This window comes from Mesorhizobium sp. M0815 (genome assembly GCF_040319995.1).
Taxonomy (GTDB): Bacteria; Pseudomonadota; Alphaproteobacteria; order Rhizobiales; family Rhizobiaceae; genus Mesorhizobium.
Genome location: NZ_JAMYOU010000006.1, coordinates 44,478 through 69,430 on the forward strand (window position 1 = coordinate 44,478; position 24,953 = coordinate 69,430).

At 62.6% G+C, this 24,953-nt stretch carries 24 protein-coding genes and 1 pseudogene; 4 read left to right on the plus strand and 21 right to left on the minus strand.

Translation table 11 applies throughout. From position 1 onward, the window contains the following. Positions 1 to 5: 5 nt before the first annotated feature. The 12 genes from NKI01_RS09520 to NKI01_RS09575 all read right to left on the minus strand — a co-directional run bounded on the left by NKI01_RS09520 (position 6) and on the right by NKI01_RS09575 (position 12,289). Entirely contained in the window at positions 6 to 1,133 is a 1,128-nt protein-coding gene (locus NKI01_RS09520; RefSeq protein ID WP_352962958.1) for an ATP-dependent DNA helicase, read from the minus strand. Positions 1,134 to 1,279: 146 nt separating this feature from the next. After that, positions 1,280 to 1,645 carry a nitrile hydratase accessory protein gene (locus tag NKI01_RS09525; RefSeq protein ID WP_352844454.1) on the minus strand — a complete coding sequence of 122 codons (366 nt, stop codon included), beginning with the start codon at positions 1,643 to 1,645 and terminating at the stop codon, positions 1,280 to 1,282. Beyond that, complete coding sequence (gene nthB / locus NKI01_RS09530; RefSeq protein ID WP_352962961.1) at positions 1,632 to 2,291, minus strand: nitrile hydratase subunit beta; 660 nt, start codon at positions 2,289 to 2,291, stop codon at positions 1,632 to 1,634. Before nthB ends, NKI01_RS09525 begins: the two co-directional genes overlap by 14 nt. Continuing rightward, entirely contained in the window at positions 2,288 to 2,893 is a 606-nt protein-coding gene (gene nthA, locus NKI01_RS09535; RefSeq protein ID WP_352962964.1) for a nitrile hydratase subunit alpha, read from the minus strand. Before nthA ends, nthB begins: the two co-directional genes overlap by 4 nt. Before the next feature lie 56 nt (positions 2,894 to 2,949). Beyond that, the gene (locus tag NKI01_RS09540) at positions 2,950 to 6,108 is read right to left on the minus strand and encodes an efflux RND transporter permease subunit (RefSeq protein WP_352962967.1); all 3,159 of its coding nucleotides are present in this window, start codon (positions 6,106 to 6,108) and stop codon (positions 2,950 to 2,952) included. Then, entirely contained in the window at positions 6,105 to 7,358 is a 1,254-nt protein-coding gene (locus NKI01_RS09545) for an efflux RND transporter periplasmic adaptor subunit (protein ID WP_352962970.1), read from the minus strand. The genes NKI01_RS09540 and NKI01_RS09545 overlap by 4 nt, the downstream gene beginning before the upstream one ends. A 168-nt stretch (positions 7,359 to 7,526) precedes the next feature. Then, positions 7,527 to 8,123 (minus strand): LysE family translocator, encoded by a 597-nt coding sequence (locus tag NKI01_RS09550; RefSeq protein ID WP_352483004.1) that lies wholly within the window; start codon positions 8,121 to 8,123, stop codon positions 7,527 to 7,529. A 31-nt stretch (positions 8,124 to 8,154) separates the two neighbouring features. Further along, positions 8,155 to 8,727: an acetolactate synthase small subunit gene (ilvN, locus tag NKI01_RS09555; RefSeq protein ID WP_023720797.1), complete on the minus strand. Its 573-nt coding sequence runs from the start codon at positions 8,725 to 8,727 to the stop codon at positions 8,155 to 8,157. A gap of 66 nt (positions 8,728 to 8,793) precedes the next feature. Further along, positions 8,794 to 10,590 carry an acetolactate synthase 3 large subunit gene (locus NKI01_RS09560; RefSeq protein ID WP_352860183.1) on the minus strand — a complete coding sequence of 599 codons (1,797 nt, stop codon included), beginning with the start codon at positions 10,588 to 10,590 and terminating at the stop codon, positions 8,794 to 8,796. Positions 10,591 to 10,823: 233 nt separating this feature from the next. Further along, positions 10,824 to 11,348: a GNAT family N-acetyltransferase gene (locus NKI01_RS09565; RefSeq protein WP_352788447.1), complete on the minus strand. Its 525-nt coding sequence runs from the start codon at positions 11,346 to 11,348 to the stop codon at positions 10,824 to 10,826. Positions 11,349 to 11,409: 61 nt separating this feature from the next. After that, on the minus strand, positions 11,410 to 11,718 hold the full coding sequence (locus tag NKI01_RS09570) for a hypothetical protein (protein WP_352547049.1): 309 nt from the start codon (positions 11,716 to 11,718) through the stop codon (positions 11,410 to 11,412). 4 nt (positions 11,719 to 11,722) lie between these two features. After that, entirely contained in the window at positions 11,723 to 12,289 is a 567-nt protein-coding gene (locus tag NKI01_RS09575; protein ID WP_352788450.1) for a helix-turn-helix domain-containing protein, read from the minus strand. Positions 12,290 to 12,440: 151 nt separating this feature from the next. Between NKI01_RS09575 and NKI01_RS09580 the strand changes: the two genes are divergently transcribed. Further along, on the plus strand, positions 12,441 to 14,270 hold the full coding sequence (locus NKI01_RS09580; RefSeq protein WP_352962974.1) for an ATP-binding protein: 1,830 nt from the start codon (positions 12,441 to 12,443) through the stop codon (positions 14,268 to 14,270). Positions 14,271 to 14,314: 44 nt separating this feature from the next. Here NKI01_RS09580 and NKI01_RS09585 read toward each other — a convergent pair whose 3' ends face one another. The 3 genes from NKI01_RS09585 to miaA all read right to left on the minus strand — a co-directional run bounded on the left by NKI01_RS09585 (position 14,315) and on the right by miaA (position 16,701). Then, positions 14,315 to 14,701 (minus strand): ester cyclase, encoded by a 387-nt coding sequence (locus NKI01_RS09585; protein ID WP_023720803.1) that lies wholly within the window; start codon positions 14,699 to 14,701, stop codon positions 14,315 to 14,317. A gap of 129 nt (positions 14,702 to 14,830) precedes the next feature. Beyond that, the gene (locus tag NKI01_RS09590; RefSeq protein ID WP_023720804.1) at positions 14,831 to 15,625 is read right to left on the minus strand and encodes a GGDEF domain-containing protein; all 795 of its coding nucleotides are present in this window, start codon (positions 15,623 to 15,625) and stop codon (positions 14,831 to 14,833) included. Between the two features lie 104 nt (positions 15,626 to 15,729). Then, positions 15,730 to 16,701: a tRNA (adenosine(37)-N6)-dimethylallyltransferase MiaA gene (gene miaA, locus NKI01_RS09595; RefSeq protein WP_352788455.1), complete on the minus strand. Its 972-nt coding sequence runs from the start codon at positions 16,699 to 16,701 to the stop codon at positions 15,730 to 15,732. Between the two features lie 49 nt (positions 16,702 to 16,750). Here miaA and serB point away from each other — a divergent pair, with 49 nt between their 5' ends. Then, positions 16,751 to 17,572, plus strand: coding sequence for a phosphoserine phosphatase SerB (gene serB / locus NKI01_RS09600; protein WP_352495198.1), 822 nt, complete (start codon positions 16,751 to 16,753; stop codon positions 17,570 to 17,572). Then, positions 17,569 to 18,135, plus strand: a pseudogene (locus tag NKI01_RS09605) (GNAT family N-acetyltransferase); the annotation flags it as partial. The gene serB and the pseudogene NKI01_RS09605, both read left to right, overlap by 4 nt. A 42-nt stretch (positions 18,136 to 18,177) precedes the next feature. Here the strand turns inward: NKI01_RS09605 and NKI01_RS09610 are convergent. The 5 genes from NKI01_RS09610 to NKI01_RS09630 all read right to left on the minus strand — a co-directional run bounded on the left by NKI01_RS09610 (position 18,178) and on the right by NKI01_RS09630 (position 23,584). After that, positions 18,178 to 19,695: a DegQ family serine endoprotease gene (locus NKI01_RS09610; protein ID WP_023720807.1), complete on the minus strand. Its 1,518-nt coding sequence runs from the start codon at positions 19,693 to 19,695 to the stop codon at positions 18,178 to 18,180. 143 nt (positions 19,696 to 19,838) lie between these two features. After that, on the minus strand, positions 19,839 to 20,801 hold the full coding sequence (hflC, locus tag NKI01_RS09615; protein ID WP_023720808.1) for a protease modulator HflC: 963 nt from the start codon (positions 20,799 to 20,801) through the stop codon (positions 19,839 to 19,841). Continuing rightward, positions 20,801 to 21,895, minus strand: a complete 1,095-nt coding sequence (hflK, locus tag NKI01_RS09620; protein ID WP_023720809.1) for an FtsH protease activity modulator HflK — start codon at positions 21,893 to 21,895, stop codon at positions 20,801 to 20,803. The genes hflC and hflK overlap by 1 nt, the downstream gene beginning before the upstream one ends. Positions 21,896 to 22,055: 160 nt before the next feature. Continuing rightward, positions 22,056 to 22,574: a dihydrofolate reductase gene (locus tag NKI01_RS09625; protein ID WP_292664361.1), complete on the minus strand. Its 519-nt coding sequence runs from the start codon at positions 22,572 to 22,574 to the stop codon at positions 22,056 to 22,058. Continuing rightward, positions 22,574 to 23,584, minus strand: a complete 1,011-nt coding sequence (locus NKI01_RS09630; RefSeq protein WP_352788458.1) for a DUF4424 domain-containing protein — start codon at positions 23,582 to 23,584, stop codon at positions 22,574 to 22,576. The genes NKI01_RS09625 and NKI01_RS09630 overlap by 1 nt, the downstream gene beginning before the upstream one ends. A gap of 141 nt (positions 23,585 to 23,725) precedes the next feature. Here NKI01_RS09630 and cobF point away from each other — a divergent pair, with 141 nt between their 5' ends. Beyond that, positions 23,726 to 24,499, plus strand: a complete 774-nt coding sequence (gene cobF / locus NKI01_RS09635) for a precorrin-6A synthase (deacetylating) (RefSeq protein ID WP_352639705.1) — start codon at positions 23,726 to 23,728, stop codon at positions 24,497 to 24,499. Between the two features lie 33 nt (positions 24,500 to 24,532). Here the strand turns inward: cobF and NKI01_RS09640 are convergent, their stop codons facing one another. Beyond that, a complete protein-coding gene (locus NKI01_RS09640) occupies positions 24,533 to 24,874 on the minus strand; it encodes a winged helix-turn-helix domain-containing protein (protein WP_023676697.1) in 342 nt (113 codons plus the stop codon). Between the last annotated feature and the right edge of the window lie 79 nt (positions 24,875 to 24,953).

Sequence of the window (24,953 nt, forward strand, 5' to 3'; positions counted from 1 at the left end):
CCGCCCTATCGGACGATCGTCAGCCGTTCGGCCGCGCGCGTGATGGCGGTGTAAAGCCAACGCTGCCGGGTTTCCTTGAATGCCCAGCTTTCGTCGAAAAGCACGATCTCGTTCCACTGCGCCCCCTGCGCCTTGTGCACGGTCAGTGCGTAGCCATAATCGAAATCATCGAAGCGCTTCTTCTGCTGCCAGGGAATGTCGGCGTCCGGATCTTCGAACGCCGCCTTGAGCAGTTTGATCTTGGCGACGCCGCGATCCGGATCGTCTTCCTCCGGCGAGACCAGCAGATTGATGCCGGGCTTGACCGTCTCGCGCGACGAGGTCATCACCTTCCACAGCGAGCCGTTGAGCAGCCCCTTGGCTGGATCGTTGCGCAGGCAGACCAGCTTGTCGCCGGCTTGCGGATAATCGGCGTTGAACCCCTTCAGCTCGCGCAGCCGCTGATTATAGCGACGGCGCGTGCGGTTGGTGCCGACCAGCACCTGGTCCGCCTTCAGCACCAATTCCTGGGTGACGTCTTCCTTGCCGATCACTTGCGCCGCGCCATAGTCGCCGCGCATGAACTCGCGGCCCTCGCGCACATCGAGCGCCAGCCTGATGATCGGGTTGTCGCGCGCCTGGCGGTGGATTTCGGTGAGCAGAATGTCCGGTTCGTGGTCGGTGAAGAAGCCGCCGCCGGAGATCGGCGGCAACTGGCCGGGATCGCCAAGCACCAGGATCGGCGTGCCGAAGCTCATCAGGTCACGGCCAAGCTGCTCGTCGACCATCGAGCATTCGTCGATGACGACGAGCTTGGCCCGCGAGATCGGGCTCTGCCGGTTGAGCGAAAAGGTCGGCGACATTGAGGTTTTGCCGGTCACCTCGTCCGCTACCGATTCCTCGCCTTTCGGCCGGTAGATCAGCGAATGGATTGTGCGGGCATTGACCGCGCCCTTGGAACGCAGCACCTGCGCCGCCTTGCCGGTAAAGGCGGCGAACTGCACCTGGCCGTCGACATGCTCGGCGAAATAGCGCGCCAGCGTCGTCTTGCCGGTGCCGGCATAGCCGAACAGCCGGAACAGCTGCGGCTTGCCGGCTTTCAGCCAGCCGGCCACCGCCTTCAGCGCCTCGTCTTGTTGAGGGGAGAATTCCATCAGCGCGACAGACCGGATTCGCGAGGGAAAGACAAGGTGACTGCCGTCACCATCAACTTCATCGCCTGCAATTACGCTGCTGCGACAGGGCCAGGCTATCAGCGACGAAGAGGAACGTAAAGAGAACAACGCCGGGCGACGACAGCTTACCCAGCCCGCTGTGGATCGTTCTCCAGCAGGATCGGCTTGCCATGCGGCGTAGCATGCGCGGCCCGTTCCCAGGCAGCAGCAAGGCTGTCGACGTCGCTCCTACCGGCAACGCCTTTGGCCGAAAGCAGCTTTTCTAGCGCGGCCAGCCAGTGCTCGTAATAGTCATGACCGTCGCGCGCGGCGCCCGGCCGCTTCACCTCGGCCGACAAGGCGTCCGCCCATTCGCTCCACGAAAACAGCCCGTTGTCGTGTAGCGCCACCGTCATGGCGAACGCCTCTGCTTGCCACGGCTGGGCGAAGACTGGCGCCTCGACACCAGCGGGCAGCGCGGTGGCGGCTGAGCCCGTCTCACGCCGGTTCAAGGTAGCTCTCCCAGGCATCGATGGACACGACAAGTTTCGGGTCGGCGCCCTCGCCCCAGATTTCGCTGCCGGTGAAAGCCACCGTATAGACCCATTGCGGGTTTTCGCCCTGACCGTGAGCATTGGTGTCGGGAAAGACAAAGCCGTCACGCATGGCCTCGATGACGCCTCGCTTGCCGCGCGCGTAACGCGGCAGCCTGGTGTGGCCGGTCGGATGAAAGTTCCTGGTTCGCACGAGGTCGCCTGCCTTGAATCGCGGCAAGGCGGCGACCGGCCGGTCGCAAGGCCCGCCCTTGGCCAGCACCGCCGAAACGTCTTGCGCCTTCAGGACCCGCTTGGGTGTCGCTACCGGGTCGACCGCATCGCCCCTGGCCAGATCGCGGTCGCTGACGAAACCATGGCGTTTGAGTAACACCTCCAGCGCCTTGATCCAGATTTCGTAATAACTCGACGTATAGTAGTCGGCCGGGTGCAGCGATTCCCGCGCGTGCCGGCTCTCGTCGATGTTCCAGGCGCCCATGGCGCCGGCGCACAACGTCACCCCCAGCGCCCGCCTTTCCCAATCGGCATGGAAATAGGGTTCGTCCTGTTCAGGCGCGACCGGCCCGAAACCCATCTGGCCGCCGAGATCCTGCGGCCCGTTCATGCCGGTTCCCGCGCCAGCGCCGTGCCGATCATGGCATCGCGCGTCACCAGATCGGCGAGCCGCGCCTCATCCCAGCCCTCTGTGTCCCTGCGCCGCATCGGCACCACCAGATAGCGCAGCTCGGCGGTCGAATCCCACACCCGGATTGTTGTCGTTGCCGGCAAGCTCAGCCCAAATTCCTCGAGCACACCGCGCGGATCGATCACCGCGCGCGAACGGTAGGGCGGCGCCTTGTACCAGACCGGCGGCAGGCCGAGCACCGACCACGGATAGCAGGAGCATAGTGTGCAGACGACGAGGTTGTGCGTGTCGGCCGTGTTGAACACCGCCTGCATGTGCTCGCCTTGCCGGCCGGTGTAGCCGAGCGATTCGATGGCCGCCGTCGCATCACGCTTCAGCCATGCGGCAAACCCGGGATCAACCCAGGCCTTCGCCACCACCTTTGCCCCGTTGCGCGGGCCGATCTTGGTCTCGTAGGTGTCGACGATAACGTCGATCGCCGCTGGATCGATCAGCCCCTTGCGGGTGAGAATTGTCTCCAGCGCGCGCACCCGCGCCGCGAACGGATCGAACTCGTTGTCGTGGTCGTGATTATGCTGCATGGCGTCAAATTACGATCGCGGACACCCGGCCGCAAGCACCACGGCTTGGGCCAGCGCTATTCAGCTGCCGCCTTCTGCGGCACCGGTTCTTCCTCGTCGTTAAACAGCGACGGCTGGTCGACCGCCTCGACCGGACTCGGCTCGCCCCGGCGCCCCGTCCACAGCCTGACCAGCCAGCCGGAAAAATGCTCCATGTAAACGTAGATGACTGGGGTGACGAACAGCGTCAGTGCCTGCGAGGCGACGAGGCCGCCGACCACCGCCACGCCGAGAGGCTGGCGCAATTCCGCGCTGGCGCCAGTGCCGAGCGCGATCGGGATGGTACCCATCAGCGCGGCAAGCGTAGTCATCATGATCGGCCGGAAGCGCATCAGGCAGGCCTTGTGGATGGATTCGACAGGCGACATCCCCTCGCGCCTGAGTTCCAGCGCCACGTCGATCATCATGATGCCGTTCTTCTTGACGATGCCGATCAGCATCAGGATGCCGATCACCGCGATCACCGACAAATCCATCCCCGCCAGCCGCAGCGCCACCAGCGCGCCGAGCACCGCCGACGGAAGCCCGGTCAGGATGGTAAGCGGATGGATAAAGCTCTCATAGAGCATGCCGAGCACGATATAGATGGTCAGGATCGCGCCGCCGATCAGCAGCCCCTGGTTGGAAAGCGAATCCTGGAACGTCTTCGCCGTGCCCGAGAAGGCGGTCGAGATCGTCGGCGGCATGCCGATCTTGTCCTTCAGCGCATTGATGTGGCTCACGCTGTCGCCGAGGGCCACGCCTTGCGGCAGATTGTAGGAAATGGTCACTGCCGGAAGCTGGCCGAGCTGATTGACGGTCAAAGCGCCGGCGGTCCGATCGACACGGGCGAAGGCGCCGAGCGGCACCAGGCTGCCGCTTGCCGTTCTCACCTTGATGGCCAGCATCCGCTCTGGCGACCACTCGATCTTCGGATCGAGCTCCATGACCACTTTATAGCTGTCGGCCGAACCGAAGATGGTCGACACCTGCTGGGTGCCGAAACCGCCATAGAGGCTGGAGCGCAACGTGTCGGTATCGACGCCAAGCGTCGCTGCCTTGTCGCGGTCGATCACCAGCGTCGCCTGCAACGCGTTGTTCTGCAGGTCATTGGTGACATCGGTGAAGGCGCCATGATCGGCAGCCATCGCGTCCGTCAACTTTTGCGCCCAGACGTTCGTCAGGCCGGTATCGAGGCCCTGCACGGCAAGCTGGTAGGCACTCGCCGAAGCGCGCGCGCCGAGCCGCAGGTTCTGCACCGGTTGCATGTAGGTTTCGATGCCGGACACATTGGCAAGCTGGCGCCGCAGATCCGCAAGCACCTTGTCGATATTGGGGCGCTGGTCCTTGTCTTTCAGCTGTACAAACAGCTGGCCTTGGTTGAGCGCATTGTTTCCACTGCCCGCCGACCAGCCGACATGCGCGACATAGGGCGAATGGGAGAAGACATCAGCCACTTGCCCCTGCAACTTGACCATGGCGTCGAAGGAGATGTCCTGGCGCGCGATGGTCGTCACCGAGACCTGGCCGATATCCTCCTGCGGGAAGAAGCCCTTCGGCGAGATCTGGATCAGCCACACCGACAGCCCGGCGGTTACCAGGAAGACAAGGAAAACCAGGAAATTGTGGCGCAGGCAGAATGTCAGCAGCCGGTCATAGCCCCGCATGAAGACGTTTTGTCTATGGCCTTCACCGTGCGCTGCTTTCTGCTCGGCTTTCGATAACGACAATAGCCGCGAGCACAGCATCGGCGTCAGCGTCAGCGAGACGAACATCGATGCCAGGATGGCGACCGTCACCACCACCGCGAACTCGTTGAAGATGCGCCCGATCACGCCGCCCATCAAAAGCACGGGAATGAACACGGCGACCAGCGAGATCGAGATCGAGATGATGGTGAAGCCGATTTCGCGGGCGCCCTTGAGCGACGCCTCCATTGCCGAGAGCCCATCCTCCTCCATATGCCGGAAGATATTTTCCAGCATGACAATGGCGTCGTCGACGACAAGGCCGACCGCCAGCGTCAGTCCCATCAGCGAGATGTTGTCGATGGAAAAGCCGAACAGGTACATCACGCCCAGAGTGGCGATGAGCGAAATCGGCACCGCCACGGCCGGGATCACCGTCGCCGTCACCCGGCGCAGGAACAGGAAGATCACCATCACCACCAGCGCGATAGTGAGCAGGAGCGTGAACTGCACGTCGTCGACCGCCTCGCGGATCGATGTCGAGCGATCGTTGAGCAACTGGATGCTCGCAGCTGCCGGCATCTGACCCTCGAAGGAAGGCAGCATCGCCTTGACGCGGTCGACGACATCGACGGTATTGGCATCCGGCTGACGCTGCACCGCCATGATGATGGCGCGGGTGCCGTCATACCAGCTTGCCGTCGTCGTGGTCTCGACCGAATCGATGACGCGGGTCACCTCGCCGAGCCGCACCGGATGGCCGTTCTTGGTGGCGATGATGATGTTGGAGAATCCCGCCGCGTTGGTCAGCTGCGTGTTCGCCGTGATGGTCAGCTGCTGTTTGTTGTTCTTGAGCACACCGAGCGGCGTGTTGCTGTTGGCCGAGGCAATGGCCGTCTGCAGCTGGTCGATCGAGATGCCGCGTGCGGCGAGCGCCGTCGGATCGATCTGGACGCGGACGGCATATTTCTGTTGGCCGTAGATCGAAACCTGCGCAACGCCGTCGATCGTCGACAGCGACGGCGAAATCACATTCTCGGCAAAGGCATCGAGATCGGTCAGCGGAATGGTGTCGCTGACCAGCGACATCAGCAGGATCGGCGCGTCGGCTGGATTGACCTTGCGATAGCTCGGCGGGCTGGTCATCTCCGGCGGCAATTGTCGTTGCGTGCGTGCGATCGCCGCCTGCACATCGGCGGCGGCTGCATCGATGTCGCGGTTGAGCACGAACTGAATGGCGATCGAGGTCGTGCCGAGCGAATTGGTCGTCGAGATCGAATCGATGCCGGCGATAGTGGCAAACTGCTTGATCAGCGGCGTTGCCACCGAGGTCGCCATGGTTTCCGGCGAGGCCCCAGGCAGCGAGGCCGAGACGTTGACAACCGGAAATTCCGCGCTTGGCAGCGCCGCGACCGGCAGGAATTTGTAAGCAAATAGCCCGCCCAGAACCAAGGCGAACGACATGAGCAGCGTGGCGACGGGCCTGCGGATGCAGAATTCGGAAATCATGGCTGTGTTCCGCCCGTCCTGTCGGCCTCCGCGACCTTCGGAGTCGCCTGGTCGTCGGTACCGGTCGAGGCCTTGCCTTCGCGGACCGCCGCGCCGTTTTTCAGCTTGGTCTGGCCTTCGACGACGACACGCTCGCCGCTTTCCAATCCTTGGCTGATCGCGGTGTTGGCGCCTTCTGTCAGCGCGACCTGCACGGGCCGCATTTCAACGGTGTTGTCCGGCTTGATCACATAGACGAACGGCCCCTTCTGGCTGGGCTGGACGGCGACCGTCGGAACGGACGTCATTTGCGGCATGATGCCGGCATCGAGCACAACATTTACATATTGGCCCGGCCACAGCGAAAGATCGGCGTTGGGCACGCTGGCCCGCGTTGCGATGGTGCCGGATGCCGTGTCCACGCTGGAATCGACGAAATCCAGCGTTCCCTTGCCGATCGGCTTCGGGTCGCCGTCCTTGGTCAGCGTCACCGCGCCTTGCTGCGGCGCCGCCAGCGCCTTGTGCAGTAAGGCAAGATCGCTTTCCGGAAGATTGAAGTTCACCTGCAGCGGGTCGACCTGCGTGATCGTCACCAGCGGCGTCGACGTGCTGCTGCCGTTGCTGGTGGTGACGAGGTCGCCGACCGCGACGCTGACCGCGCCAAGCCTGCCGGAAATCGGCGCTTTGATCGTGGCAAAGCCAAGCTGGACCTCGTCCGCATCGATCGTCGCCTTATCGGCGTCGACAGTGGCCGCGGCGGATTTCTGCGCCGCGACGGCCTGATCATAGGTCTGCTGTGTTCCGGCCTGCCTGGCGACGAGATTTTTGGCGCGCTGAAGATCGGCCGTGGCGCTGGCAAGCAGCGCCTGGTCTTTTGCGAGCGTCGCCTGATCGCGTGCCAATTGGGCCTTCAATGAGCGATCGTCCAGCGAGAACAGAAGGTCGCCGGCCTTCACCATCTGTCCGTCCTTGACCGCGATTGCGACGATCTGGCTTGAGACCCGTGCGTTGATGCTGACCACGGCGGGAGAGGACACAAAGCCGATGGCATAGCGCCGGACCGGGAAATCGGCCGTCGAGGCGGTGGCGGCAACCACCGAAGTCGAACGCGCGGCATTTGCCGCTGCAGCGGGCTTGTCCGCCGCCGCCGTCGTCTGCTTCGCCGACAGCATCTGCTGAAGACCGCTCATTGCGGTGGGCGAATGATAAGGCCACGCCGCCGCGGCAACGCAGGCTGCAGCAATCACCGCAAATACGATCTTTCCGCGCATCGACAAAAGGCCTCTCGATCCGACACGCCGCTATCCGGTGGCCGCAGTCTAGCTCAACTCGCAGCCTCTTGCCGCGCTTTTGCCAGATAATAGAGAATGCCGAAGGCGAAAAAGGGCCAAAAGCCGTCATTACGAAGATTTAATGTGCAGTGCACAATAAAACGGCAGCTAACGCAGCATCGGCCACAGCGTCGCCGCAAGCATCACGCCCATGGCGATGTTGAACCATTTGAGCCGCACCGCATCAGCCAGAAAACCGCGCAGCGCCATGCCGAAACCGGCCCAAGTCGAAATGCTCGGCAGCATGACGACGGCGAAAGCGGCCGCGATCAGCACCACGGACACAAACGGGCGTTCCGGATTGGTATAGACGGCCATGGCCGTAATCGCCATCACCCAGGCCTTAGGATTGACCCACTGGAAAGCCGCAGCCTCGATGAAGCGCATCGGCTGGCCCTTCGCCTCGCCTTCGCCGCCGAGCGAGCGCGACATGGCGATCTTCCAGGCCAGATAAAGCAGGTAGAGGCCGCCGGCGATCTTCAACCCGGTATGCAGCACCGGAAAGGCCGTCAACACGGCCCCAAGCCCGAAGCCTACGGCAAGCAACAGCACGAGGAAGCCGAAGCCGATGCCGAGCATGTGTGGCACGGTCTTGACCAAGCCGAAGTTCACACCCGAGGCCAAAAGCATGAAATTGTTCGGACCCGGCGTGATCGAGGTCACGAAGGCATAAACCAGCAGGGCGAAGAATGCGTCGAAGGTCATGCCGTTCCCCTAATCAATGCGAGCAGGACGATTACATCCCCTGCGGGCCGCGGTTCATCGCCGCCACTCCGGTACGGCAGATTTCGACCAACCCGAGCGGCTTCATGATGGCGATAAACTGATCGAGCTTCGAACCCTTACCGGTGATCTCGAAGATGAAATGCTCGGTGTTGGCGTCGATGACGCTGGCGCGGAATGCATCGGCGAGCCTGAGCGCCTCGACGCGGGATTCGCCGGTGCCGGCGACCTTGACCAGCGCGAGCTCCCGCTCCAGTGGCCGCTCCTGTCCGAATTCCTGCGATCGCACAGTGAGATCGACGACACGATGCACCGGCACGATGCGCTCGAGCTGGTGCTTGATCTGCTCCAGCACGTGCGGCGTGCCGCGCGTCACGATGGTGATGCGCGACAGGTGCTTTTCGTGCTCGGTTTCCGAGACCGTCAGGCTCTCGATGTTGTAGCCACGTCCGGAGAACAGGCCGATGACCCGGGCAAGCACGCCCGGCTCGTTGTCGACGAGGACCGAAAGCGTGTGGTTCTCTGGTTTTTCCGTCTCCTTGGCGATGAAATAGGCGGAGCCGGTCGGTTGCAACTGTGCGTTCATGACATGAATCTCGATTTCAAACTTTTGTGCTAATCTGCTGTTTCCGCACAGCTTCCTTGAACCAGGCTACACCAGTTCCCTGCCCTTGGCGTCGATCGCGTTGGCGACAGCTTCGTCGGTCGCCTCATCAGGCAACAGCATCTCGTTATGCGCCTTGCCGGACGGGATCATCGGGAAGCAGTTGGCGAGCGTCGCCACGCGGCAATCGAACAGGACGGGCTTCTTGACCGCGATCATCTCCTTGATGGCGTCATCGAGCTCGTCCGGCTTGTCGCAGCGAATACCGTGGCCGCCATAGGCTTCGGCGAGCTTGACGAAATCCGGCATCGCCTCGGTATAGGAATGCGACAGCCGGTTGCCGTGCAGCAGCTGCTGCCATTGCCGCACCATGCCCATGTACTGGTTGTTGAGGATGAAGATCTTGATCGGCGCCTCGTGCTGTACCGCCGCGCTCATCTCCTGCATCGTCATCTGCACCGAAGCGTCGCCGGCGATATCGATGACCAGCGCATCCGGGTGCGCGATCTGCACGCCGAGCGCGGCCGGCAGGCCGTAGCCCATCGTGCCCAGCCCGCCGGAGGTCATCCAGCGGTTCGGCTTCTCGAAATGATAGTGCTGCGCCGCCCACATCTGGTGCTGGCCGACCTCGGTGGTGATGTAGGTGTCGAGGTCTTTGGTCAGCGCATAAAGCCGCTGGACGGCATATTGCGGCATGATCACCTCATGGTTCATCTTGTAGGCGAGTGAATCGCGCGCGCGCCATTTGGCGATCTGCTCCCACCACGGGTGAAGCGCCTTCTTGTCGGCCTTGGCGGTTGCCCGCCACAGTCGCACAAGATCCTCCAGCACACGGCCGACATCGCCGATGATCGGCACGTCGGTATGGACGTTCTTGTTGATCGAAGACGGGTCGATGTCGATGTGGATCTTCTTCGAATTCGGCGAAAACGCTGTCAGCCGCCCGGTGATGCGGTCGTCGAAGCGCGCGCCGATGCAGAGCATGACGTCGCAATCGTGCATCGCCATGTTCGCTTCGTAGGTGCCGTGCATGCCGAGCATGCCCATCCAGTTCTTGCCCGACGCCGGATAGGCGCCAAGGCCCATCAGCGTCGAGGTGATCGGGAAGCCGGTCAGGTCGACCAGCTCGCGCAGCAGATGGCTCGCCTCCGGGCCGGAATTGATGACGCCGCCGCCCGAATAGATGATCGGCTTCCTGGCGCCGGCCATCAGCTCGACCGCCGCCTTGATCCTCTCCAGGTCGCCCTGGACCTTCGGCTGGTAGCTGGTGCGCGGCGCCGTCTGCGGCGGAACATAGATTCCCTTGGCGAACTGAACGTCCTTCGGGATGTCGACGACGACCGGGCCGGGGCGCCCTGTCGTTGCCACATGGAAGGCCTCGTGGATCGTTGCCGCGAGCTGGTTGACGTCCTTCACCAGCCAGTTGTGCTTGGTGCAGGGCCGCGTGATGCCGACCGTGTCGCACTCCTGGAACGCATCCGAGCCGATCAGCGACGTCGGTACCTGGCCCGTCAGGCAGACCAGCGGGATCGAATCCATCAGCGCGTCCTGCAATGGCGTCACCGCATTGGTGGCGCCCGGCCCGGAGGTCACCAGCATGACGCCGGCCTTGCCGGTCGAGCGCGCATAGCCTTCCGCCGCGTGGCCAGCGCCCTGTTCGTGGCGAACGAGGATGTGCTCGACCTCGTCCTGCTGGAAGATTTCATCGTAGATTGGCAGAACCGCGCCTCCCGGATAGCCGAAAACATGCTTGACGCCATTGTCCTTCAGCGCCTGCACCACCATTTCGGCGCCAGTCATCTCGGTTCTTGGCGTTTCGCGCCGCTCGTTCTGTCCACTGCTCATCGGTCTGGTCCCGTACTGTTCGCCATCGGGCGATTGCTGGTCGTTTAGTCGTGTTTCGGGCAATAAAAAAGGCCCCCGAGGGAGCCTGTGTCTTGCGCATGGGAGGTCACCGCCTGGCGGTTACACCGCCTTGCCCACGCGCTTTCCTACGAGAATGAGTGCCGTTTTCATGGTCGCGGACAATAGAATTGGTTTGATGGTGCTGTCAACGGCGAATGTGCGCGGGCCAGATATCAGACTGTACCAATGCGCTTCCAGTAGATGAGGGTGCCCGTCAGCCCGCCATGCGGCTTCAGCGCATAATCTGGTATTTCGCCGCCCAGCGTGAAGCCGAGCTTTTCATAGAGGCCGGAAGCCCCCTCCTCTTTTGCCGTGTCCAGCACCAACAGCGTGCGGCCTTTCTCCATGGCAACGGCTTCCGCCGCCTCCATCAGGCGGGTTGCGACGCCCTTGCCGCGATAATTGAGACGGGTCATCAGCTTGGCGATCTCGGCCCGGTGCGGCTGGTTGGGAGGGCAGTCGAGCAGCACGGTGACGGTGCCGATCAGAGCCTCGCCGTTCCAGGCCCCGAGCACCGCCCTTTCGCCTCTGGCGACCGCCTGAAGCGACTTGTTCCAGAAGGCTGCAGCCATCTCCGGCGCCAAGGGACGCATGAAGCTGACCGAGCCGCCGGCGGCAACCGTGCCGATCAGCAAATCGACCAGCATTTTTTTCGTTCCGGCAGTATTGCTGAGCAGGTTGATTTCTATTGAATCCATGTGGTCTCCTCTGTGTGCAACGGGAACGGCAGTGCATCGAGCGGCAGCATGGCCTGCACCGTCAGCCGAAATGACTGGTCCGCTTCCGCTTCCTGGCTCGGCGGATTTCTCCGATGCGCTCGGCGTCTTCCTCTTGCAGATGTCGCCCGCGTTCCAGCAGTTCGAGCGTGTATTCCTCATAGGTCAGGCCTAGCCGCTCGGCCTTGTCCAGCCGCATCAGCATGATCTCGCGGCTCGGCACTTTCCATGCCTGGGCATGGGCGGTCCGCCAGGCAAGAAAGATATAGGGGTCTCCCTTGCCCCAAGGCGGACCGTCGTAGTCGTCGAGCGGCGGACCGCCATTGTCGGAACGTTTCGGACGGCGCGCCATCGTCTCAGCTCCTGGCCAACGCAACCAGATAGTCGGCGGCGTCCGGCCCCGGAGCGTGGAAGACGCAATCGGATGGCGCGCCGAGCGCCAGGCAGTCGCCGGGCTCGAGCCTGTGAACGATGTCGCCCTCGACGAATTCCAGCTGCCCGGAGATCAGCCAGATCTGTTGTCTGATGAAGGCATAGGAGGCCGCCGGGAAGCTCACCTTGGCGCCCGCCGGCAGTTTGACCCGGATCAGTTCGAGCGGCATGTCCGAAACCGGCGAAAGGTGCCGCCGCACATAACCCGTAGCCGGATCGCGCCAGACCGGCTGGTCACGTTCGCGAAGCAGGCCACCGCCTTGCAACTCCGCCCTTGCGATCAAAGTGGAAAGCGTCATGCCGAACGCGGCCGCAATGCGCACGAGGAGTGCCGCCGTCGGGCTCGTCATGCCGCGCTCGATCGTGCTCAGCATGGCTTTCGAGACATCGGACTGCTCCGCCAAATCCGCCAGGGACCAGCTGCGAGCCACCCTTTCGGCGTGTATCCTTCTGCCGATAGTCGATGAGATATCGTTCGCTATATTATCCATTCATCCACTATAGCGAAATCCCGCGCTCGGGCAACGGCCGTTTCGTCCAGTTTTCGCAAACCCCTTAACGTCCGCTAAACCATCCGGCCTCACCCCACCTTAACCCCATCCGCCTAGGCTCATTGTTTGGGAAAAGGGGATCGGCCTGTCCATGCTCGTCGAACGCGAAACCTCCATTGGAGAACCGACTTTGCTGGAGCGCCGCAGGGCGGAGCAGAACGACAAGCGGATTCTGGGCAATGTCGTGCAATGCGATGGCGCGCGCGCCACCATCAGCGCCTATGCCGACGATATCGAAGGCACGGTCACCGGCCTATGGAGCGTCGGCAAGATGATCTCGATCAATCTCGGTACATCACGAACCGTCGGACTGGTCTACGAAATCGGCAAGTCGGATCGTGCCTGGAGCAGCGAGGGCCAGAATCCGATCGAGGTCAGCATCGAATTGATTGGCGAGGTGCGCGACGGCGCCGAACCCGGCGCCAAGCCGATGTTCGACCGCGGCATCACGACCTATCCGCATATCGGCGCCATTGCCCATCGTATCCGCAGCCGCGACCTGCAGGCCGTCTACGATCTCGCCGGGCGTCACTCGATCACCATCGGTACGCTGTCGCAGGACGAGGTTATCGACGCCAATATTGCCATCGACGATACGCTGGCGCGCCATTTCGCCATTGTCGGCACCACCGGGGTCGGCAAATCGACCGCCGTCTCGCTGCTCTTGCGCAAGTCGATTGCCGCCCGGCCCGACCTGCGCGTGCTGATCCTCGATCCACACAACGAGTTCGCCGCGTCCTTGCCCGAATATTGCTTCAGGGTCGATTCGACGACGCTCGACCTGCCCTTCTGGATGTTCAAACTCGAGGAATTCGCCGAGGTGCTGTTTCGCGGCCGCGAGACGGTGCCGGAAGAGGTCGACGCCTTGCGCGATCTCATTCCCGCGGCCAAGAACCTCTATCGCAATCCGAACACCGGCCACTACCTGCGGCGCAGCACCGACGCGCTGACCGCCGACGCGCCGGTACCCTATCGCATTGCCGACCTCATCAAGCTGGTCGACGAACGCATGGGATTGCTGGAAAGCAAGAACGATCGTCCAACCCTCAGGTCACTGAAGACACGTATCGAATCGGCGGCATCCGATCCGCGCTACCGTTTCATGTTCAACTCGCGCCTGATCGAGGACACCATTCACGAGACGATCGGCAACATTTTCCGCGTGCCGCATCACGGCCGCCCGGTGACCTGCTTCGAAATGGCCGGTATGCCGTCCGAGGTGGTCAATTCCGTATGCTCGGTGCTGGCGCGGCTGGCGTTCGACCTGGCGTTGTGGAGCGAAGGCCGCTTGCGGCTGCTCTTCCTGTGCGAGGAAGCGCATCGCTATATGCCGGCCGATCCCCGCCTCGGTTTCGCGCCGACCCGGCACGCGCTGTCGCGCATCGCCAAGGAAGGCCGCAAATATGGCTGTTATCTCGGTGTCGTCACCCAGCGCCCGGGCGAGCTTGATCCGACCATCCTGTCGCAGTGCTCGACGTTCTTCGCCATGCGGCTCGCCAATGAGCAGGACCAGGCGATCATCCGCTCGGCGATCGCCGATTCCTCGGCTTCGACGCTGGCGTTCCTCTCCTCCATGGGCCAGCGCGAGGCCATCGCCTTCGGAGAAGGCGTGGCGACGACGATGCGGATGAAGTTCGAAAAACTCTCCGAGGATTTGATCCCCGGCACGGCCAAGCGCGAGGACGCCTTGCCCTCCGAAACCGGCAACGATGTCGACCTCGTTGCGATCGTCGAACGGCTGCGCAACGTGCCTAGACCACAACAGGCAATGCCGTTCGCGGAAGTCATTGATCCGGGCCGGCAGGCCGGCGATTCCGACTATCGCAAACCGCCGGCCGTACGTACCCAGCGGGACGAGGATTTCGACTTGCGCTACGGCCTCAAGCCGGCGACCTTCGGCCTGCGTCCCCAGAACGATTGAGCCGAGCGACGTTTAGGCAGACCTCATCGGTGCGTCGGCAACCATCAAAGCTGAACTTCGATGGCTGCCTTGTCTATAACGGACCATACCTGGCGAATTTTCCCTCTCTGAAACTCATAGAATACGTTCTCGGTAAACCAAATTCTCTTCCCGCTTACATCGAGCCCAAGGAACGTTCCCCTTGGGGTGCAGTTGAAGCTTAGCCGGCTCGCTATATAAGGCGGATCGGCAACCAATAGCCGAATGTCGAAGTAAAGGTCCGGAATTTCATCGAAGTCTCTCTCCAACATTTCGAGGTACCCGGATAATCCAAGCGGCCGACCGTTGTGGATCGCTTCATCATGAACAAACTGCCCCAGATTTGGCCAATCCTGCTTGTTCAGACATGCAATATAGCCTCGGTAAAGATCGGAGAGGTCGGATTTGATCACGGCAACACCTCTATCTCCCACAAGCCTTGCAAGGCGCCGTCTCAGCTTATTTGGCGACGTCGGTCTGCGAGCACCGGAAGCACAGAAAACGGCACTAGACGGCCAGCATCACGAATTTAATGACGGGATTCAGGCGCAGACGCGGTTGCGGCCTTGCCTCTTTGCCTCATAGAGCTGGCGGTCGGCGCGGCGATAGAACTCCTCGGCGGTTTCCTTGCGGTCCCAGACGGCAAGCCCGACGCTGGTGGTGATTTTCAGTCGGACATTGCCTGTCAGCACCGACATGCTGGCGATCGCCTTGCGGATGCGCTCGGCGAATTTGGATAGCAGCTCGGCGTCCATATTGGGCGTGACCACCGCGAACTCCTCGCCGCCCAGGCGCGCCACCACGTCGTGATAGCGTGTCATGTCCTTGAGACAGTTGGCGACGGCCCGCAACACCTCGTCGCCGACATCGTGGCCGTGGCTGTCGTTGACCTGCTTGAAGTGGTCGAGATCGAGGATCATCAGCCCGACTGGTTTTTCGATGCGGCGAAACTCCTCGAGATATTCTTTCAGCGCATCGTCGAAATAGCGCCGATTCTGCATGCCGGTGAGGCTGTCGGTCAGCGCCGCATGCTCCAGCGTCTCCGAGCGCGCACTGAGTGAAACTGTCATCGCGCGCAGCTTGCCTTCTTCCGTCGCCTGCTTTCGGATCAGCGGATAGATGAAGAAAATGCCGAAGAACAGCGCAGTCGCCAGCAGCACGCCGATCGCAAACAGCAGCTTGTTGAGATAGACGATTTCATCGAGTTCCGAAGGCGTATTGCTAATGTCGGCCGCCAGGGTTTGCAGGAGTCCATAGGCGTAAAGCGTCACCAGGCCGGCGGCCAGGATCACAAAAATAAAGACGAAAAACGCTGATTCCGCCTTGTGGAAATGCATCTGCTCCCCGTTGAAAAGTTCCTATCGATCTTATGGCATGCGGGAGCTTACGGACAGTTAACCTGGACAACTTCAACGCGAAATGTCCCTTCGATGTCGACTTTTCAGGTTGCGCTCGAAGGAGGGGGTGAGATCACCCAGTTGATCCCCTCACCGGGACGCAACCTGTGCCATTCCGGACCCAATTGGTGCCTGAACCAGGTCGCCTGCCGCTTTGCATATTGCCGCGTCGCGATCTTCGCACGCTCGATAGCCTCGGGAAAACTGATGGCGCCGGCCAGCGCGGCCTGAAGCTCGCGAACACCGATCGCCTTCATCGCCGGCAGGTCGGGATCGAGGCCGAGCGCCGAAAGCTGCTTCACCTCGTCCAATGCCCCTTTGTCCAGCATGCGGTCGAAGCGGGCATCGATCCGCTCCACCAGCGCCGCCCGCTCCGGCTCGATGACGAAAAAGCGCGCGCTGCTCCTGTCGATCAACGGCTGGCCACGCGCGGCCTGCCAGTCCAGGATGGAGCGGCCCGACGCGTCGAGCACCTCCAGCGCCCGCACGATGCGCTGGCCATCCGTCGGCCTCAGCATCATGCCGGCCGCAGAATCCTCGCGCAACAGGATGCGGTGCAATCTCACAGCGCCCTGTTCTTGCAGCTCGTAGCGCCAGCGCTCGCGGATCGACTGCGGAATGTCGGGCATCTCCGAAATACCTTCCGTGAGCGCCCGGAAATAAAGCCCGGTACCGCCGACGAAAATCACTTGCCGCGCCGAAAGCGTGCCGTCGTCGATCAGCTTCATGACATCACGCAGCCAGGCGCCGGTGGAATAGGCGGTGGACGGATCGACGTGTCCATAAAGAAAGTGAGGGACGCGGGCGAGTTCGGCAGCACCCGGCCGCGCCGTCAGCACGTCGAGCACCGAATAGCCTTGCATGGAATCGGTGCTGACGATGACACCGCCATTGCGCTCGGCGAGGTCGAGTGCGAGCGCCGACTTGCCGCTGGCGGTCGGCCCGGCTATCAGGATCGCGTTCTTCACGCGGCCTTCGCCCGCCTGTCCGCTGGAATTTTCGATGCTGATCGCCACGCTTCTATCCCATCCCGCCGGCCGCGCATTGACGCCGACGCTAGCGAATATGGCGTCTGGGTCTGTCGGCGCAAGCGCTGTTCGCTGGCTGGCCGAAGGCATCGCCTGCGAGCTCGATTTGCCAGAGACCGCCGAAGCTTCCGAAATAACGGCCCGCCTGCATGCCGCGCTTGCTTCCGAACCCATCGACGTGGCCGTCCAACCGGCTGAGAACAGGCGCAAGAAGGTCCTGATCGCCGACATGGATTCGACGATGATCGAGCAGGAATGCATCGACGAGCTTGCCGACGAGATCGGCGTCAAGGATCGCGTCGCCGCCATCACGGCGCGATCGATGAACGGTGAGATCGCATTCGAGCCGGCCTTGCGCGAGCGCGTGGCGCTGCTTAAGGGTCTCGATGCCGCAATCATCGACCGCATCATCGACAATCGCCTGACGCTTGCCTCCGGCGGTCGCACGCTCGTCCAGACAATGGCGGCCAACGGCGCGTGGACGGCGCTGATTTCCGGTGGTTTCGACATCTTCACCACCCGCATCGCAGCATTGCTCGGTTTTCACGAAAATCGCGCCAATCGGCTGATCGAGCAGGATCGCCGCTTCACCGGCTTGGTCGCCGAGCCAATCCTCGGCCGCGCCGCCAAGGCCGAAGCCCTTATCGAGATTTCCGCCCGCCTCGGCCTGACGCCTGCCGATGCCATTGCCGTGGGTGACGGCGCCAACGATCTCGACATGATCCGTCTTGCCGGCATCGGCGTCGCCTTGCACGCCAAGCCGGCCGTGGCAGCCGAGGCAAAGATCCGCATCGACCACGGCGACCTCACCGCCTTGCTTTATCTGCAGGGTTATCGCCGGGAGGAATTTGTCGAGTGACGCCGATCCGCACCGAACGCCTGATCCTGCGCAACTGGGAAGATCGTGACCGCGAGCTCTTCCATCGCATCAATTCCGACGAGCGCGTCATGGAATTCTTTCCGTTTCGGCGCGACCGTGCCCAGTCGGATGCCAAGATGGAGGAGTTGCGCGCCGCTATCGATCGCAACGGCTTCGGCTTCGCGGCCGCTGAGATCACAGCCACAGGTGAATGCATCGGCTTCGTCGGCATAACCCGAACCGATCATTTGCCATTCTTGCCGCCCGGCACGATCGAGATCGGCTGGCGGCTGGCACCCGAATTCTGGGGCCGCGGCTATGTCACCGAAGCAGCCGATGCCTGGCTCACCTATGGCTTTGAAAGACTTGGCCTCGACGAAATCGTGTCCTTCGCAGTCAAGGATAACAGCCGGTCCACTGCCGTCATGGAGCGCCTGAACATGATCGCCGACCCGGCCTCCGATTTCGACCATCCCGGCGTTCCGGACAGCCACACCGCACTCAGGCGACATGTCTTCTACAGGCTGTCACGCACAGACTGGCAAGCAAGAACGCTAGCCGCCCTTTTTCTTTTCAAGATCAGAGTGTTACAGGCTCTTCCGGACTCAATCCATCCGGATTGTCACAAACCTCAGCTCGCCGGTCTTCGACGCCAGCATCAAAAGCGCGTTCTTGCGCCCTTGCTCCTTCAGCGCGCCGATCCGGTCCATGACGTCCTTGGGCGTGGCGACCGATTCCTGCGCGATCTCGGTGATCACCTCGCCCGGCTGGATGCCGCGTTCGGCAGCGGCTGAATCCTTGGTGACGTCGGTCACGACGACGCCGGAGACGTCGGCGGCGATGCCGAATTTCGTGCGCGTCTCGTCGTTGAGCTCGCCGATCGTCATGCCAAGCACGGCAGCCGTCGAAACGGCAGGCGCCTTGTCGGCATCGTCCTGGTCGGTGTTGCCGTTTTCACCGCCGCTGGCAAGCTTTTCGCCGTCCTCGAGTCGGCCGAGCGTCACCTTCACGGTCTGCTCGACCCCCTTGCGCACGATGATCACGTCGACCGCCTTGCCGACCGGGCTTTCCGCCACGACGCGCGGCAGGTCGCGCATTTCATGGATGTCCTTGCCGTCGAACTTGATGATGACGTCGCCGGCCTGGATGGTGCCGTTGTCGACCGGTCCGCCCTTGATGACGCCGGCGACCAGCGCGCCCTTGGCGGTCGCCATGCCCAGGCTTTCGGCAATGTCGTCGGTCACCGGCTGGATGCGCACACCGAGCCAGCCGCGCCGCGTCTCGCCGAACTGGCGAAGCTGGTCGACGACGCCCGAGGCGAGCTGCGACGGAATGGAGAAGCCGATGCCGATCGAGCCTCCCGACGGCGAGATGATTGCCGTGTTGATGCCGATGACCTCGCCGCTGCTGTTGAACAGCGGTCCGCCGGAATTGCCGCGGTTGATCGCGGCATCGGTCTGGATGAAGTCGTCATACGGGCCGGAATTGATGTCGCGATTGCGCGCCGAGACGATGCCGACCGTCACCGTGCCGCCGAGACCGAACGGATTGCCGATCGCCATCACCCAGTCGCCGACACGCATCGTATTGGAATCGCCGAACTTCACCGCTGTCAGCTTGTGCCCTTTCGGATCGACCTTCAGCACCGCGACGTCGGTCTTGGTGTCGGTGCCGACCAGCGTCGCCTTGAGCGTCACCCCGTCGGAGAAATTCACCTCGATGTCGTCGGCATCGGCAATGACGTGGTTGTTGGTCACCACGATGCCCTGCTCGGCGTCGACCACGAAGCCGGAGCCCAGCGACTGCACCTTTTGCCCGCCGCCGCCCTTGTCGCCGCCGCGGTTCTTGAAGAAATCGTCGAAGAAGTCCTGGAAGGGTGAGCCTTCTGGAAGCTGCGGCATCGGCACGGCGCCCGGACCCTCCGTGCCCTTCACCGTCTGCGAAGTCGAGATGTTGACCACCGCGCCGAGCAGGCCGGCGGCGAGATCGGCAACCGAGGGTGGCCCGTCGGCTGCCACTGTCGGCGTCACGAACGACGGAACGGCAACGGCGCCGACCAGAAGCGCAGCGGCCCCGGCGATGAACGTCCGCCTCGCTGCACGCAGAAGGGTGGTGGATGTCATCGAAAGGCCTCCGGGTGTTCTAAAAAAGCGCTTCGGCAAAAACGCCGCGTCGCGTCATGTTGGCAAGAAATAAGGCACGTTTGCGGCTACGGCTACCGCCAGAGGATAAATCCTCCATTACGCCGGCTTCCCCTGCACCGGCCCTACTGGCCGGTGCCTGGCTGTGCCGCTGGCGCGGCGGGAGCGGGCGGCGCTGGCGGTGGTGCCGCCGGTGCCGCGAGCGTTTCCTTGCTGTTCGGGTCGCGGAAAAAGCGGAAGAACTCGGAATTCGGCGACAGCACCATCGTCGTTCCGGTGCTGTTCAGCGCCGTGCCATAGGCATTCATCGATCGATAGAAATCGAAGAAGGCCGGATCGCGCTGATAGGCCCCGGCAAACGTCGCGCTGCGCTGGGCTTCACCTTCACCACGCAGGATTTCAGACTCTTTTTGCGCTTCGGCGACGATTTCCACCACTTCACGGTCGGCGCGGGCCCTGATCCGCTGCGCTGCCTCATTGCCTCGCGCCCTCAGCCGCTCGGCTTCGGCGAGACGTTCGGCCTTCATGCGGTCGAAGGTCTGCTGCGAGACCTCAGCCGTGAGATCGGTGCGGCGGATGCGGACATCCTCGATCTGCAGGCCAAGCGAGGTGGCGTCGGGCCTCAGTTGATCGCGTACCTCGCGCATCATCACGGCGCGCTCTTCCGAGAGTGCCGCCTCGAAGTCGCGCAGGCCGTAGACGCGGCGCAAGGCGGCGTCGAGACGCGTCCTCAGCCGGGCCTCGGCCAGTTCGATCTGGCCGGAGACCGCGGCGCGAAACACGCGCGGATCCGAGATACGATAGGCGATAAAGGCATCGACCTCATAGAACTTGCCGCCCGAAACCTGGACGCGGATGTTATCGAGGTCGAAGCGCAGGACCCTGTTTTCGATCAGCTGCACGGTGTCGGCATCGAAGAAGGAGAACGGCGCCTTGAAATAGATGCCTGGCTGGTTCTTGACGTCGACGATTTCGCCGAACCTGAGCACCAGCGCCTGCTGGCGCGCATTGACGACGAAGACAGACGAATAGAGCAGGAACAGGATGACCGCGGCGATGACCGCAATGACGGGAAGACGGTTGGCCATCACTGGTTTCCTCCGGCGGCCGGTGCCGGCGCCTTCTGCTGCAATGCGGGCAGCGGCAGGTAGGGAACGACCCCTTGCCCATTGCCTTGCTCGACGATGACCTTGCTCGAATCCTTCAGCACCCTCTCCATTGTTTCCAGGTAAAGCCGCTTGCGCGTCACCTCCGGCGCCTTTGCATATTCGTCATAGACCGAGATGAAGCGCTGCGCCTCGCCTTCGGCCTCCTGCACGACCCGGTTCTTGTAGGCGGCCGCGTCTTCGCGGATCTGCGCGGCAGCGCCGCGCGCCTGGCCGAGCTTCTGGTTGGAATACTGATTGGCCTGCTCGACGAACTTGTCCTCGTCCTGTTCGGCCCGCTGCACCTCGTCGAACGCGTCCGCCACCTCGCGCGGCGGCGCGGCATCCTCGATCGAAATGGCGTTGACGTTGAGGCCGGCCTTGTAGCCGTCCAGCGTCGTCTGGATGATCTCACGCACCGACGCCGCAATTCCTTGCCGGTCGTCGCGGAAAATGTCCTGCGCCGGACGCCGGCCGACCGCTTCACGCATCGCGCTTTCGGCGACCTGCTGCAGCATGCCGCCGGGGTCGGACACGTCGAACAGATAGGCCTTCGGGTCGGAAACCTGATAGGCCACAGAGAATTGCACGTTGACGATGTTCTGATCGCCGGAAAGCATCAGACCATTGCCGCTGGTGCTGCCGCCACCGATGCTGACAAGCTGCTCGGCGATGTTGGCGGTCTCGACCGTTTCAATGGGCCACCAATGGAAATGCAGGCCAGGCTGCGAGAGTTCCGCCTTCGGCTTGCCGAACCTGAGCTCCACCGCAACTTCGTCGGGCTGCACGGTGTAGACCGCCTTGAACGCCCACAGCACCACCAGCGCCGCAGCAATCAGCCCGAACACCGCCGGGCTCGCGCCACCGCCGCCCGGCAGTGCGCGCCGCAACCTGTCCTGCCCACGCCGGATGATATCCTCGAGATCAGGAGGCGAGCCCTGCGGGCCGCTGGGTCCCTTGGGTCCCTGTCCCCAAGGTCCCTGATTGTTGCCGCCGCCCCACGGGCCGCCGCCGCCGCTCTTGTCGTTCCAGGGCATGAATGTCCTTTCGCTTGGAATTCCCTCAAGCGCCGGCTCACCGGCGCAAAATCCAATATTATTCTTCTATAGGGATGCAACGGCACGCTTTCAACGCGATCGGCTGCCGTCACAGTCCGCCTTTGGGTCCATTTAGACCTGTCGCGACGCTTTGTCGTCTTCAATTCACATCGCGGCGCCGCTCGTAAACCGAATAGCGTGTCGCATGGCTGTCCTTCTCACCGGCCTCAACCTCCTGTGAGTGGACTATCCGCCATAGTGCCGGGTCGATCGGCGGGAAATGGGCGTCGCCGTCGACCGCGGCCAGCACATGGGTGACGTGCAGCCGATCGGCCAGCGGCAGCGCCTGAGCATAGATCTCGCCGCCGCCGATGACGCAGATCTCGTCGGCGCCTGCCATGCAGCGCCCGCGCACCGTCGCCAGCGCGATTGCGTCCTCGATCGAGTGCGCGACTTCTACGCCCTCGGCGCGCCATGCCCTGTCCCGCGTCACCACGATGTTGAGCCTGCCCGGCAACGGCCGGCCGATGCCTTCATAGGTCTTGCGGCCCATGATGATAGGCTTGCCCATCGTATCGGCCTTGAACCGCTTGAGATCGGTGGAAAGCCGCCACGGCAACCCACCCTCGCGCCCGATCACGCCGTTCTCGGCGATGGCGACGTAGATCGCGAGGTCCATCAGCCGCCGTTCCCGCCATCGGATGGCTCCAGCAGCAATATGTCAATGTCGTGCTCGGGGTAGAAGTTCTGCGCCTTCATCTCGAACGTCGTCGGTCCGATCTTCCTGACGTTTTCGCCGCAAAACGAGACCAGGTTCTTCGGATCGCCCTTGTCGACGGTCAGCTTGAACGTGCCGATGTTTCCCGACGCCCAGTTGCCGCCCGTGGTCAGGATATAGGCGATGCGGTTCTCGAAATATTTGGGGTAGCCGTCGGGATCGTCCTTGGCTGCCTTGCGCACGGCATTCTCGAACGTGCCATCCATGCAGTAGCGGGTCTTGTAGGCGGCATACTGACCCTGGAATTGGCCGTCATAGAAGAAGCTGACCGAGGAGGTGCCGCCGACGCTCGGCTTGTAGCGATGCGAGACATGCACCGCCTTGTTGGCCGGAAAGGTCGAGCGCCACCAATAGGTCGAGCGCAATTGCCAGAACGGCGTATAGACGGTCTTCATGCCCGAACCGTCATCGGCAGTGTCTTCGATGATGATGCCGCGGTTGACCCAGTCGTCGGTGACCGCTTGCGGCAGCTTTGCCAGCGCTGCCTTGGCCGCATCGCCGAATGGATAGAAAGGCACGCCCTGCGCCTCCAGGTCGGCGCCAATGTCGATGGCGAGCGCGAACACCTTCTGCTCGAGCTGCGGCTTTGCCGGCACCCCGTCGATCGTCACTTCGAAGCCGAGGAAATTGTCGCTCTGCGCCTCGGGAATCGCCGGTATTTCTTCGGGGTCGCCTTCGATGTCGGGCATCGGAAAGGCGACGATCGCATCGACATCCTTGTCGGTGTTGTTGCGGAAGACGTAATCGACCGTCACCTTTTCCGGCGAGATGTACAGATCCTCGCTTTCCATCGCCACCGCATCGCTGCGCGACAGGATCAGCCCACCGGTGCCGAGTTCGGCGACCGAATCATTGGCGAGTGCGGGCGTAGCCGAGAGCGCCAAGGCTGCGGTCAGGACGTAACGGAACATGGAAACTCCCCCGGCGAAAATGCCAACATGACTCTAGCCGTTCAATGTGGCGTTTCAAAGCCTTTCGGCAAACGCGCCGGCGCGTGCCGGCTTGTCGTGTCGGTCTAGACACGCCGGTCTCGATCGGGCAGGAGTTCGCTCATGCGCAAGCTTCTTGTCATCGGCATCGGCGCCGGCAATCCGGAGCACATGACGGTCCAGGCCATCAACGGCCTCAATCGGGCCGACGTGCTGTTCATCCCCGACAAGGGCGCGAAGAAGAACGATCTCGCCGAATTGCGCCGCCAGATCTGCGACCGCTTCGTCATCAATCCGAACTCGCGCCGCGTTGAATTCGATGTGCCGGTGCGCGCCGAGCCGGCGCCTTCCTACCGCTCGACCGTCGACGACTGGCACGAGGCGATCGCCGCGATCTATGAAGGCCTGATTCGCGGCGAACTCCCCGAAGATGGCTGCGGCGCCTTCCTGATCTGGGGCGATCCTTCGCTCTACGACAGCGCGCTGCGTATCCTGGAGCGCGTGCGCCTCAGAGGCAATGTCGCGTTCGAACTGGAGGTCATCCCTGGCATTACCGCCATCCAGGCACTCGCAGCCAGTCACAAAATGGCATTGAACCGCATCGGCGACGCCATTTTGATCACCACCGGCCGCCGGCTCGTCGAGGAAGGTCTGCCCGAAAACGCCGGCAGCACCATCGTCATGCTGGACGGCAAATGCGCCTTCAACACGCTGGCCGACAAGGACGTTAGTGTCCACTGGGGCGCCTATCTCGGCACACCCGACGAGATCGTCGTCTCGGGCCGGATTGGCGACGTCGGCGACGAGATCGTCAGCATCCGTGAGGCGGCACGCCGGAAAAAAGGCTGGATCATGGACACCTATCTGCTGCGCAAGCCGGGCGAGCCTGAGGAGTGACAGGGATTGAGCGCGGCATGAATTCCGCCGAGTTCACGCAGCATCGATCTCGGCCTGCAGCGCCTCCATATGCGCCGCCGCTGCTGAAGACGCAGCCCGCTCGATGGCGCGGAAGCGGCTGACCACCGCAAGCCCGACCGACGTCAATTGGGCGCCACCGCCTTTCTTGCCGCCCGTCTGTGCCGCAACCAGCGGCTTGCCGAACACGCGGTTCATGTCCTCGACCAGATCCCAAGCGTGCTTGTAGGACATCTCCATGCCGCGCGCCGCGGCCGAAATCGAGCCGAAGGCAGCGATCTGTTCCAGAAGCTCGATCTTGCCCGGCCCGATGCGGCCATCTGGATCGAGATTTATCCGCAAGCTCAGCGACGGCATTTGCTCCTCCGCGGTCACGCCATTCTACAAGTTCTCCAGCGATACCGCTATTCCAACACGATATAGCGAATCATCGGCC